Annotated in this window: 11 protein-coding genes; 6 read left to right on the forward strand and 5 right to left on the reverse strand. The window is 40.9% G+C overall.

The window, feature by feature from the left end:
- Window positions 1-305 precede the first annotated feature (305 nt).
- Window positions 306-1,271, forward strand: coding sequence for a cell wall-binding protein EntD (gene entD / locus JFT89_RS29755; RefSeq protein WP_002066697.1), 966 nt, complete (start codon window positions 306-308; stop codon window positions 1,269-1,271).
- 62 nt (window positions 1,272-1,333) lie between these two features.
- Here the strand turns inward: entD and JFT89_RS29760 are convergent, their stop codons facing one another.
- Window positions 1,334-1,579, reverse strand: coding sequence for a hypothetical protein (locus tag JFT89_RS29760; RefSeq protein WP_002014695.1), 246 nt, complete (start codon window positions 1,577-1,579; stop codon window positions 1,334-1,336).
- Between the two features lie 180 nt (window positions 1,580-1,759).
- On the opposite strand from JFT89_RS29760, the gene miaA reads away from it, so the two are divergent.
- Window positions 1,760-2,713 carry a tRNA (adenosine(37)-N6)-dimethylallyltransferase MiaA gene (gene miaA, locus JFT89_RS29765; RefSeq protein ID WP_002014696.1) on the forward strand — a complete coding sequence of 318 codons (954 nt, stop codon included), beginning with the start codon at window positions 1,760-1,762 and terminating at the stop codon, window positions 2,711-2,713.
- A gap of 21 nt (window positions 2,714-2,734) precedes the next feature.
- Entirely contained in the window at window positions 2,735-2,959 is a 225-nt protein-coding gene (hfq, locus tag JFT89_RS29770; protein WP_000813896.1) for an RNA chaperone Hfq, read from the forward strand.
- 79 nt (window positions 2,960-3,038) lie between these two features.
- On the opposite strand, the gene JFT89_RS29775 is transcribed toward hfq, so the two are convergent.
- Both JFT89_RS29775 and JFT89_RS29780 read right to left on the reverse strand, forming a co-directional pair.
- Window positions 3,039-6,830 (reverse strand): Gly-Xaa-Xaa repeat protein, encoded by a 3,792-nt coding sequence (locus JFT89_RS29775; protein WP_201040978.1) that lies wholly within the window; start codon window positions 6,828-6,830, stop codon window positions 3,039-3,041.
- Window positions 6,831-6,947: 117 nt separating this feature from the next.
- Window positions 6,948-7,910: a tyrosine-type recombinase/integrase gene (locus JFT89_RS29780; RefSeq protein ID WP_002137832.1), complete on the reverse strand. Its 963-nt coding sequence runs from the start codon at window positions 7,908-7,910 to the stop codon at window positions 6,948-6,950.
- Window positions 7,911-8,023: 113 nt separating this feature from the next.
- Here JFT89_RS29780 and spoVK point away from each other — a divergent pair, with 113 nt between their 5' ends.
- A complete protein-coding gene (gene spoVK, locus JFT89_RS29785; RefSeq protein WP_002014481.1) occupies window positions 8,024-8,980 on the forward strand; it encodes a stage V sporulation protein K in 957 nt (318 codons plus the stop codon).
- A gap of 31 nt (window positions 8,981-9,011) precedes the next feature.
- Here the strand turns inward: spoVK and JFT89_RS29790 are convergent, their stop codons facing one another.
- Both JFT89_RS29790 and JFT89_RS29795 read right to left on the reverse strand, forming a co-directional pair.
- The gene (locus tag JFT89_RS29790; protein WP_002087943.1) at window positions 9,012-9,149 is read right to left on the reverse strand and encodes a hypothetical protein; all 138 of its coding nucleotides are present in this window, start codon (window positions 9,147-9,149) and stop codon (window positions 9,012-9,014) included.
- Window positions 9,150-9,248: 99 nt separating this feature from the next.
- Complete coding sequence (locus tag JFT89_RS29795) at window positions 9,249-9,872, reverse strand: trimeric intracellular cation channel family protein (RefSeq protein ID WP_002014478.1); 624 nt, start codon at window positions 9,870-9,872, stop codon at window positions 9,249-9,251.
- Window positions 9,873-9,964: 92 nt separating this feature from the next.
- On the opposite strand from JFT89_RS29795, the gene hflX reads away from it, so the two are divergent.
- The gene (gene hflX / locus JFT89_RS29800) at window positions 9,965-11,236 is read left to right on the forward strand and encodes a GTPase HflX (protein ID WP_002069969.1); all 1,272 of its coding nucleotides are present in this window, start codon (window positions 9,965-9,967) and stop codon (window positions 11,234-11,236) included.
- Window positions 11,229-12,500 carry a methionine gamma-lyase family protein gene (locus JFT89_RS29805; RefSeq protein WP_033707568.1) on the forward strand — a complete coding sequence of 424 codons (1,272 nt, stop codon included), beginning with the start codon at window positions 11,229-11,231 and terminating at the stop codon, window positions 12,498-12,500. Before hflX ends, JFT89_RS29805 begins: the two co-directional genes overlap by 8 nt.
- Window positions 12,501-12,663: the final 163 nt, after the last annotated feature.

The raw sequence follows: 12,663 nt of genomic DNA on the forward strand, positions 1-12,663 counted from the left end.
ACAAAAAATAATTTAATAATTGGATTATGATGGATTTTGGTAAAAGATGTAATGAAAAGTGATTTTTTTGTAACAAAAAAGTAATACTGTAATTTTTTCTGGAAAAAAATTCTTATACTAATTTGTGAGAAATATATGAAAACTATTGCTAATTTTGGTAGAAATACAATTCTTTAATATGGAAATTTATGTTACAAATCATTAATCGTTTATTACGAATGCTTTGTAATTGTGTGATTTTCGAAATTCTACAAAAAACTGTTGCTATAATGAGAACACGAAAACAAAGCAAATGGAGGCTATTCATGAAAAAATTATTAGGTATAGCAACAGCAGCAGTTTTTGGTCTTGGGATTTTTGCAGGTTCTGCTAAAGCGGAAACGATTGTAACAACAGATGTATTAAACGTTAGAGAAAACCCGACTGTAGAATCAAAACTTGTAGGTAAAATGTTAAGTGGAAATAAATTAGATGTTATAAATACAGAAAACGGATGGTCCAAAATTAAATTAGATGGTAAAGAAGCTTTTGTAAGTGCTGAGTTTACGAAAAGTTCTTATTATGTAACAGCAAACGTATTAAACATTCGTGCTGGAGCGAATACTGATTCAGAAATTCTTGGCACGCTTAAAAAAGATGACTTGATTGAAACGACAAATCAAGTACAAAACGAATGGTTACAATTCGAATATGGCGGGAAAGCGGCGTATGTTCACATACCATTTTTAACAGGTACAGCACCTGTTATTGAAAGAAAAGAAGTTCCAGCTCAAGATGAAGCGCCAACTAAGGTGAAAACGGCGGTTAAAAATGATACATCAGTTAAGGTGAAAGCGCCGGCTAAAAATGATACGGCAGTTAACGGAAAGGAATCAGTTAAAAGTGGAGCATCAAGTAAACCAGTAGCGCAAGCGAAGCCGGCAACTAAGCCAGTGGCGAAATCTACTGAAACAAGTGAACCTGCTGGTCGTGAAATAACAGTAGAAGCGACAGCTTACACAGCTCACCCGAGTGAAAATGGCACATATGGTGGTCGTGTGTTAACTGCGATGGGGCATGATTTAACAGCGAATCCAAATATGAAAGTTATTGCTGTTGATCCGAAAGTAATTCCTCTCGGATCAAAAGTGTGGGTGGAAGGATATGGAGAAGCAATTGCTGGAGATACTGGTGGCGCGATTAAAGGAAACCGTATTGATGTTTTAGTTGGTTCAGATAGCACTGCTGATAGTTGGGGTCGTAAATCCGTTAAAGTGAAAGTTATAAAATAATTTATTAAAATAAAAAACGGCTGCTTGAAAATGTCTAAGCGGCCGCTTTTTTTATATAAGAATTATTGAAAAGGGTAAATTGTTTTACCTGTAATAATTTTATACGCGGTGCAAAATTGAGTTTGCATATACTCTGTATTTTTATTTTCTGGATGTAACGTTGTTTCTTGAAGAGTAGAATGAAAGGAACGTAGTAAACAATTTAGTGCGAAGTATAATTCTTCTTGTGAACAATTTTGTTCTTTTGTAGCAGTAGCTAAAATAAGGTCTTTTATTAATAATGGAAAATCGATAGTCGCTTGTTTCATAGTCATTGCACCCTCTCCGAGCTATTTTTTATCATGTATATGCAGAATTGGACAAGCTATGCTCTTTTTTTGTGTAATTTCATGTACTGGATTCAAAGAACTTGCAATCATGCCGTTAAAATTGGTAAGATTGGGTATAATCAATAGATGGAGTATATTACATAAAGAGAGTTGAATGATATGGGAGAAGTGCAACGTGAAAAAGTTGCTGTCATCATTGGGCCAACTGCTGTCGGAAAGACGAAATTAAGTATCGATCTTGCAAAAGCGTTGAATGGTGAGATTATTAGTGGTGATTCCATGCAAATTTATCGTACGATGGATATCGGGACTGCAAAGGTGACGATAGATGAGATGGACGGAATTCCGCATTATATGATTGATATAAAAGATCCGGAAGATTCATTTTCTGTGGCGGAATTTCAAGAACGTGTCCGTAAGTGCATTCGAGAAATTACAGAGCGCGGGAAATTACCAATTATTGTTGGTGGAACCGGTCTCTATATACAATCTGTTCTATTCGATTACCAGTTTACAGATGAGGCTGGGGATGCTACATACCGAGAACAGATGGAAAAGTTAGCATTAGAACACGGTGTGGAATATGTACATAAAAAGTTACAAGAAGTAGATCCAGAAAGTGCGGAGCGTATTCATGCCAATAATGTAAGGCGTGTTATTCGGGCGTTAGAAATTTTTCACACGACGGGTGAAAAAATGAGTAACCAGCTCGAAAAACAAGAAAATGAGTTACTGTACGATGTTTCATTAATTGGCTTGACAATGGATCGAGAAATGCTATACGATCGCATTAACTTACGTGTTAACCTAATGATTGAACAAGGTTTATTAGAAGAAGTAAAAGGTTTACATGAAAGAGGAGTGCGAGATTGTCAATCTATTCAAGCGATTGGTTATAAAGAGATATATGATTATTTTGAGAATCGTGTATCTTTAGAAGAAGCGGTATCACAATTAAAGACGAATTCACGCCGTTATGCAAAACGTCAATTAACGTGGTTCCGTAATAAGATGGATGTCGCGTGGTTCGATGTTACTGATGGTGAAAAAACGTCAGAAATTTTACGATACATAGAAGGAAAGCTACAACTAAAGTCGAATAATAGTAAGTAGAGAAAAAGAGGAGGATTCGACATGAAGCAATCAATCAATATTCAAGATCAGTTTTTAAATCAACTCCGTAAAGAGAATACGTTCGTTACGCTGTACTTATTAAATGGTTTCCAGCTTCGTGGATTAATTAAAGGATTTGATAATTTTACAGTCCTGCTGGAAACAGAAGGTAAGCAACAGCTTATTTATAAACATGCAATTTCTACATTTGTACCACAAAAAAATGTTTCAATTGAATTAGAGTAGTAATGAATTATTGTACATAATAAAAAAGAGCGAGTTTCTCGCTCTTTTTTTATTTGCCATAAACAATAAATAGTGAAATTTAAGCGATTCTAAATACAGTAAGACGAATGTTAGTGTTTCCTGTTGCAGGGATCGTAATCTCGTTAAGAGTAGATTGGACAGAAATGTTTGCTCCAGCAGCTAATGTTTCGATTGTAGTAAATGAAAGTGAGTCGCCTATTAGATTTGAAGAGAAGTTGTCAGTAGCAACAGCTCCATTAATTGAAATTCCTACTCCAAGTGGAGCGCATCCTGGCGCAGTTGTAGAAATAGATACGCTAATTACATAAATACCAGCGTTAATAACAGTAACTGTATTTGTGCCGTTAAAGATAATATTGTTTACGTTAATTGCAGTACTAAAAATAAAGTTATTAAATTGGAGTACTGTTTGTTGGATGTTGTTTGTTACAACGATTGTTGCTACTGGGAAGCTAGGTCCAGTAGGTCCGGTAACTCCTATACCAGTCGCACCCGTTGGTCCTTGAACACCTTGAGGTCCAGTCGCACCCGTGTTACCTTGCGCACCTTGAGGTCCAGTCGCACCCGTGTTACCTTGCGCACCTTGAGGTCCAGTCGCACCCGTGTTACCTTGCGCACCTTGAGGTCCAGTCGCACCCGTGTTACCTTGCGCACCTTGAGGTCCAGTCGCACCCGTGTTACCTTGAACACCTTGAGGTCCAGTGGAACCAGTCGCACCCGTGTTACCTTGAGCACCTTGAGGTCCGGTAGCACCCGTGTTACCTTGAGGTCCAGTAGGTCCAGGAGGCCCGGTAACTCCTATACCAGTCGCACCTGTGTTACCTTGAGCACCTTGAGGTCCGGTAGCACCTGTGTTACCTTGAGCACCTTGAAGTCCGGTAGCACCCGTGTTACCTTGAGGTCCAGTAGGTCCAGTAGGTCCAGGAGGCCCACCAGAAGGTCCAGGAGGTCCGGTAACTCCTATACCAGTCGCACCCGTGTTACCTTGAGCACCTTGAGGTCCGGTAGCACCCGTGTTACCTTGAGCGCCTTGAGGTCCGGTCGCACCTGTGTTACCTTGAACGCCTTGAGGTCCGGTCGCACCTGTGTTACCTTGAACGCCTTGAGGTCCAGTGGAACCAGTAGCACCTGTGTTACCTTGAACGCCTTGAGGTCCAGTGGCACCCGTGGAACCCGTGTTACCTTGAACGCCTTGAGGTCCAGTGGAACCAGTGGCACCTGTGTTACCTTGAGGTCCAGTGGCACCCGTGGAACCCGTGTTACCTTGAGCACCTTGAGGTCCGGTAGCACCCGTGTTACCTTGAATACCTTGAGGTCCAGTGGCACCTGTATTACCTTGAATACCTTGAATACCTTGAGGTCCAGTGGAACCAGTAGCACCCGTGTTACCTTGAACGCCTTGAGGTCCAGTGGAACCAGTGGCACCTGTGTTACCTTGAACGCCTTGAGGTCCAGTGGAACCAGTGGCACCTGTGTTACCTTGAGCGCCTTGAGGTCCAGTGGCACCCGTGGAACCCGTGTTACCTTGAGCACCTTGAGGTCCGGTAGCACCCGTGTTACCTTGAGCGCCTTGAGGTCCGGTCGCACCTGTGTTACCTTGAACGCCTTGAGGTCCAGTGGAACCAGTAGCACCTGTGTTACCTTGAACGCCTTGAGGTCCAGTGGAACCAGTGGCACCTGTGTTACCTTGAACGCCTTGAGGTCCAGTGGAACCAGTGGCACCTGTGTTACCTTGAGGTCCAGTGGCACCCGTGGAACCCGTGTTACCTTGAGCACCTTGAGGTCCGGTAGCACCCGTGTTACCTTGAATACCTTGAGGTCCAGTGGAACCTGTATTACCTTGAATACCTTGAGGTCCAGTGGAACCAGTAGCACCTGTGTTACCTTGAACGCCTTGAGGTCCAGTGGAACCAGTAGCACCTGTAGCACCTGTGTTACCTTGAACGCCTTGGGGTCCAGTGGAACCAGTGGCACCTGTGTTACCTTGAGCGCCTTGAGGTCCAGTAGCACCTGTGTTACCTTGAGCACCTTGAGGTCCAGTAGCACCTGTGTTACCTTGAGCACCTTGAGGTCCAGTGGAACCAGTAGCACCTGTGTTACCTTGAACGCCTTGAGGTCCAGTGGCACCCGTGGCACCTGTGTTACCTTGAGCGCCTTGGGGTCCAGTAGCACCCGTGTTACCTTGAATACCTTGAGGTCCAGTGGAACCAGTAGCGCCCGTGTTACCTTGAACGCCTTGAGGTCCAGTAGCACCTGTGTTACCGTGCGCACCTTGAGGTCCAGTAGCACCTGTGTTACCTTGAATACCTTGAGGTCCAGTAGCACCTGTGTTACCTTGAATACCTTGAGGTCCTGTGTTACCGTGCGCACCTTGAGGTCCAGTGGAACCAGTGGCGCCCGTGTTACCTTGAATACCTTGAGGTCCTGTGTTACCGTGCGCACCTTGAGGTCCAGTGGAACCAGTAGCACCTGTGTTACCTTGAACGCCTTGAGGTCCAGTGGAACCGGTAGCACCCGTGTTACCTTGAATACCTTGAAGTCCTGTGTTACCGTGCGCACCTTGAGGTCCAGTGGAACCAGTAGCACCTGTGTTACCTTGAACGCCTTGAGGTCCAGTAGCACCGGTAGCACCCGTGTTACCTTGAATACCTTGAGGTCCTGTGTTACCGTGCGCACCTTGAGGTCCAGTGGAACCAGTAGCACCTGTGTTACCTTGAACGCCTTGAGGTCCAGTAGCACCGGTAGCACCCGTGTTACCTTGAATACCTTGAGGTCCTGTGTTACCGTGCGCACCTTGAGGTCCAGTGGAACCAGTAGCACCCGTGTTACCTTGAATACCTTGAGGTCCAGTAGCACCCGTGTTACCTCTAGGTCCGGTCGCACCAGTCACGCCCGTGTTACCTCTAGGTCCGGTCGCACCAGTCACGCCCGTGTTACCTCTAGGTCCGGTCGCACCAGTCACGCCCGTGTTACCTCTAGGTCCGGTCGCACCAGTCACGCCCGTGTTACCTCTAGGTCCGGTCGCACCAGTCACGCCCGTGTTACCTCTAGGTCCGGTCGCACCAGTCACGCCCGTGTTACCTCTAGGTCCGGTCGCACCAGTCACGCCCGTGTTACCTCTAGGTCCGGTCGCACCAGTCACGCCCGTGTTACCTCTAGGTCCGGTCGCACCAGTCACGCCCGTGTTACCTCTAGGTCCGGTCGCACCAGTCACGCCCGTGTTACCTCTAGGTCCGGTCGCACCAGTCACGCCCGTGTTACCTCTAGGTCCGGTCGCACCAGTCACGCCCGTGTTACCTCTAGGTCCGGTCGCACCAGTAGCGCCCGTGTTACCTTGAGGTCCAGTAGGTCCAGTAGGTCCAGTAGGTCCAGTAGGTCCTCTGCCGAACGAAGCTGAATTAACTAGAGTAGTTTGTAACTCTGCAATTAATTTAAGGAGTTCTTGGAGTGTACAAGGATCAATTCGGAATAACTTTGTAATGTAAAGTAAATAATTAATTAAAATTTGAAGTTCAACAAATACAGCACTTGCTACGAAGGTTGGATTTTTTAATATAGTTATTAAGTTTTTAATGATGGCTAATCCTTGTGCTTTCAGAGCGGAAGTAGTGTCTAGTGAACAGATGAATTTGCTTAGTAGATGCAATGTATCTATTAGATCCTCTATGTTTTTGGAAGATGGATTGGCGAAAAGTTTAGGGATTATTTTTATTAAATCGTTAATGATTGCGCGGAATGTTCTAATTTGCGCTTTAGTAATTGGAATCGTTGGGGTAGTTGGAATTCGTCCAGCGCTAGTTGGAAAGCATGGATTGGAGTATTTATTTTGATTGTCATTAAAGCGAGACATTAAATCTCTCCTTTCTAATAAGAATGTGAACGAAACTCATCATAGTAGATGCAGAGAGTAGTTAAATGGTCATAGTGAAATGGATTCTTTCGAGAAAAAAATAAAAAAAACGCCTTATTATAGGGCGTTTTTTTTATTTTCAGCATACTGATAATACCGTTTTAGTGAAATTTTTGATTTGAAGCCAACTAATTTTATGATCTCTGGCTCTGGGGTTTGTTTTTTTATTAGGCGTAAAATAAATGTGTTCCGGAAATGTTGTCCAGAAATGCCTTTACGTAAATTCGCTCTTGCTACTTCAAGTCGGATCATTTTTTGAATAGCGATTTCTGTTAGTGCTTTTGGTGCGTCGTTTTCATATACCCATCTGTATGTTCCGCGGTTAAAATCGAATGCAACAAACAACGGGTCATTACTATGGTATTTAGGGCGAACTGGTTCTGGAATACTTTTATAATATGTGTACAGTTGTTTTTTGTCTTCGATTGCTAATGTGATTGTTCTTTCTACTCCTGCGGTTGCTGGAATAGAAAGTGTATTAGTTTCAAAATGAACGTGATGCATAGTTAATGCTGTAAGCTCTTGTAAGGATAGTCCGTAGTCGATTAATATACTTAAAATTGCGATATTACGATCCATTAATAATGGACGAACGGGACGTTGTTTTTCTGAAAGTCCTTCTAATGAAGTGACTATATGCTTTAATCTTTTTTCTTCATCGGATGAAATGAAATCTTCATTACGCAATGCACGGTTTGGTTGAATAGTAATTTCCATATTCTTCAATGGATTTGGAATGTTAAGAAAATGATGCATTCTATTTAATACAATAAATACACGATGCATTGTTTTCTCAGAGTAGTGTCGATTCTTTTTTAAGTCTGAAAAGTAATCTTCATAGTCTTTTGTACAAAGTGTTGCCCATATATTACTGGAAGGGAGCTTTTTGTTTTTTTCTAACCAATGTCCAAAATCTTCAATGTCATAAACATAACGTTTAATGGTTGAAGACTTTCGGCCTTTATTCAATAAAAAAATAGAAAAGGCTTGTATTGTATCATGGAATTCCGTTGTTTCCATAGTCCCACCACCTTGATTATTTCTTATATTATAGCAAACTTTTCTGAAAATAGGCATTTGCAAGAGGGACTGGAATAATAATATTTGGTGAGTGGATAAAATGAGGTGATTGTATGGAACAATCGATGCGTAAGAAAAATAACAATCAAATTAATATTGTATTAAACCATCGAAAGAAAATTTCGTTACCGGCATCAGAAAATAAAACGGTAATTTCAAGTGAAACCACTACTAAACATGAGATGTTGCAGAGAATTGAAGAAGAGATGGGAAAGCTTGTTGGGATGGATGAAATAAAAAAGATAATAAAAGAAATTTATGCTTGGATTTATGTAAATAAAAAAAGACAAGAGATGGGGTTGAAGTCTGAGAAGCAAGTGCTTCACATGTTATTTAGGGGGAATCCCGGTACTGGGAAGACAACCGTTGCTAGAATGATAGGGAAATTGTTGTTTGAGATGAATATTTTATCGAAGGGGCATTTAGTTGAAGCAGAACGTGCTGATCTTGTGGGGGAGTATATCGGTCATACAGCGCAAAAGACGAGAGATTTAATAAAAAAGGCCATGGGAGGTATTTTGTTTATTGATGAGGCGTATTCTTTAGCGCGGGGGGGAGAGAAGGATTTTGGGAAGGAAGCTATTGATACACTTGTGAAGCATATGGAAGATAAGCAGCACGGTTTTGTATTAATTTTAGCTGGATATTCAAGAGAGATGAATCATTTTCTTTCATTAAATCCAGGGTTACAATCTCGTTTTCCGTTTATTATTGAATTTGCGGATTACTCGGTAAATCAGCTGTTGGAAATTGGAAAGAGAATGTATGAGGAGCGCGAATATCAGTTATCTAAAGAAGCGGAGTGGAAATTTCGAGATCATTTACATGCGGTAAAGTATTCGTCGCAAATTACATCGTTTAGTAATGGGCGATACGTACGGAATATTGTTGAAAAATCGATTCGTACACAAGCTATGCGATTGTTACAAGAGGATACGTATGATAAATATGATTTAATTGGGATATCAAGTATGGATTTAATGCTTGAAGAGGAGACGCACAGTACGTAAACTGTGCGTCTGTTTTTATGCATAAGTTCGTTTACTCTTTTTTTGCTTTTTCTTGGTGAGTTTTATGAAGACGTTCCATTTTAGCGCTCTTTTCGTGCGCTGAATTTGGATCATGTCCAAATTGGTTTACGGAGCTTTTTTGAGCTCCTTTATTAACATGGTTTGTCATTTGCATTCACCTCGCTTTAAAAATTAGTATAAACATTATGTAAAGAAAAACTCGTTAGAAAAGAAAAACCTCTTTACGATATGTAAAGAGGTTAGATTGCTATTTATGCATTGAGCGCTCCTTTGTATCGATGCGTCTATGCGGTAAATGCCATTTGTAATGAATAGAAACCATGCGGAAGCAAACAATTAAAATGAATAAGGTGTATAGAGCCCAATCGCTAACGATGACTTTAGCGCCAATCAAAAAACCGGCTAAAATCGTCCAAAACGCATATACATCAGCTCGAAGGACGAGAGGTTTTCTACGTGCTAAAAGATCACGAATAATACCGCCGCCAATGCCAGTTAAAACAGCAGCTACAATTGTAGCGCTAATTGGTAAATTTAATTTTTGGGCGTATAGAGCTCCTTGTACGGCGAATGCTGATAAGCCGATGGCATCTGTGATGTTTTCCCACTTTTTCCAATGCTTAATTAATTTATTAGGAAAAAGAAAAATGATCGTCATTGATAATAGTGCGATTTGGAATAACATGTCTTGTTGCCAAAACGCGACGATTGGATAACCGATTAATAAATTACGAAGGGCACCTCCCCCAAATGCGGTTGCCATTCCTAAAATATATACCCCGAAAATATCATAATCCTCTTCCATTGCAACAATGGCTCCGCTTAGTGCGAAAGCGATTGTGCCTATGATGCTAAAAATCTCCCATGCCATGAATTTTCTCCCCCGCTAACTAGATGAAATGTGCTTCCTCTGCTATTATATTAGAAGGTTTAAATTTCGAAAAGGATGAGTGAACATATTTGATGGAAGAAAAAGAAAAAATCATATTAGTTGGCTGTCAATTGCCACAAGATGATGATGAAAAATTTATGCATTCCATGAAAGAGCTTGCATCGCTAGCGAAAACTGCGCGAGCGGAAGTGTTAGTATCAACGACGCAAAAGCGCCCGAAGTTTCATCCGGCGACTTATATAGGAAAAGGTAAACTAGAAGAGCTTGCAGCGTTGACGGAAGAATTAGAACCAGCTGTTATTGTTTTTAATAATGAGTTAACACCAAGTCAAATTCGGAATTTATCTTCAGTATTAGATGCGAGAGTGATTGACCGAACGCAGTTAATACTAGATATTTTTGCGCAACGTGCGAAATCGAGAGAGGGTAAGCTTCAAGTAGAATTAGCTCAATTGCAATATACAATGCCGCGCCTTATGGGACAAGGTCTTGCTTTATCACGTCTTGGTGGTGGAATTGGTACAAGGGGACCGGGAGAGACGAAGCTTGAGACAGATCGTCGTCATATTCGATCTCGTATTGATGAAATAAAGAGACAACTTGCGGTTGTTGTGGAGCATCGAAAAAGATATCGTGAAAGAAGAAAAGATAATAAAGTGTTTCAAGTTGCGTTAATTGGGTATACAAATGCAGGGAAATCTACGTTGTTTAATAGGTTAACGGAAGCTGATACGTTTGAAGAAAACTTATTGTTTGCAACGCTAGATCCGACGACAAGAAAGATGCCGTTACCTTCTGGTTATACAGTGCTTTTGACTGATACGGTTGGTTTTATACAAGATTTACCTACGTCACTAATTGCTGCTTTTCGATCTACGTTAGAAGAAGCTGGGGAAGCGGATGTTATTTTACATGTTGTTGATTCAGCAGATCCTAATTATGTAGGGCATGAGCAGACAGTAAAACAATTATTGTCGGACCTTGAAATTAATCGTATTCCTATTATTACGTTATATAATAAAAAAGATAAATTGCATCAAAACTTCATTCCATTTCCGAAAAGTGATTTCTTAATGACTAGTGCTTTTGAAGAAAGTGATTTATTGCGTATAAAAGAAGCGCTAGAAACGAAGATGAAGGAAGAAATGGATGATTATCAAGTGGAAATCCCTCCGAGTGAAGGTAGGTTATTAACGCTTTTAAAGACAGAAACAATATTAACTAAAATGGAGTTTCTAGAAGATAAATTTGTATATGATTGTACAGGGTATATATTTGCTCATTCATCGCTTAAGGGGCAATTAAAGAGATTTTTAGTGGAAGAAGGAGAAAATAATGTTTGATCGTTTGAAAAATGGAGAAAAAATTGCTCCAATTGTAAAAGAAGTAGAAAGTCAAATTACAGAAATACATAAACATGTGGATGAAGTGATTGAGAGCAACCAATTTCGTGTATTAGAAAGTTTTCGTAAACATAAAATTAGCGATTCGCATTTTATTCCGACGACAGGTTATGGTTATGATGATATTGGTCGTGACACGTTAGAAAAAGTGTATGCTGATGTATTTGGGGCAGAAGCGGGTCTTGTTCGTCCGCAAATTATTTCAGGTACTCACGCAATTTCGACAGCTCTATTCGGTATTTTACGTCCAGGAGATGAACTGCTATACATAACAGGAAAACCATATGATACGTTAGAAGAAATCGTTGGTGTACGCGGAAAAGGTGTAGGCTCATTTAAAGAATATAATATTGGTTATAACGCAGTTCCGTTAACTGAAGAGGGATTTGTGGACTTTGAAGCTGTTGCAGCTGCGATCCATAGTAATACGAAGATGATTGGTATTCAGCGTTCAAAAGGATATGCTACTCGTCCGTCGTTTACTGTTTCACAAATTAAAGAGATGATTGCGTTTGTGAAAGAGATTAAACCTGATGTTGTTGTATTTGTAGATAACTGCTATGGTGAATTTATTGAAGAAGAAGAGCCATGTCATGTTGGTGCGGACTTAATGGCAGGCTCTCTTATTAAGAATCCTGGCGGTGGAATTGTTAAAACTGGTGGTTACATTGTTGGTAAAGAGCAGTATGTTGAAGCGTGTGCATATCGTCTAACATCTCCAGGAATCGGTGCGGAAGCAGGGGCATCTTTATACAGTTTGCAAGAAATGTATCAAGGTTTCTTCTTAGCGCCGCATGTAGCGGGACAAGCGCTAAAAGGTGCGATTTTTACAGCTGCATTTTTAGAAAAGTTAGGGATGAATACATCACCAGCTTGGAATGCACCAAGAACAGATTTAATTCAGTCTGTTCAATTTGATGATAAAGATCGTATGATTGCGTTCTGTCAAGCGATTCAATATGCATCTCCAATTAATTCTCATTTCACTCCATATGCAAACTATATGCCGGGTTATGAAGATGATGTAATTATGGCTGCGGGGACGTTTATTCAAGGTGCAAGTATTGAGCTGTCGGCTGATGGTCCGATTCGTCCGCCTTATGTTGCTTACGTGCAAGGTGGGTTAACTTATTCGCATGTAAAGATTGCGATTTGTTCTGCGATTGATGCGTTAATTGAAAAAGAACTATTAACAATTTCTTAAAGGAAAGCTGTCGATTTCGGCAGCTTTTTTCGTGTGAAAGTAATGATTTGTGCCATTAGAAAAAAATGAAAAAATTTACAAAAAAAATCATGTAAGAAAAGCTAACATCTATTGACACTAAACATAACATGGTATAAAATGAGAAACAGTTAAGGCGAAGGAG

The organism is Bacillus sp. TH25 (assembly GCF_016650935.1).
Taxonomy (GTDB): domain Bacteria; phylum Bacillota; class Bacilli; order Bacillales; family Bacillaceae_G; genus Bacillus_A; species Bacillus_A mycoides.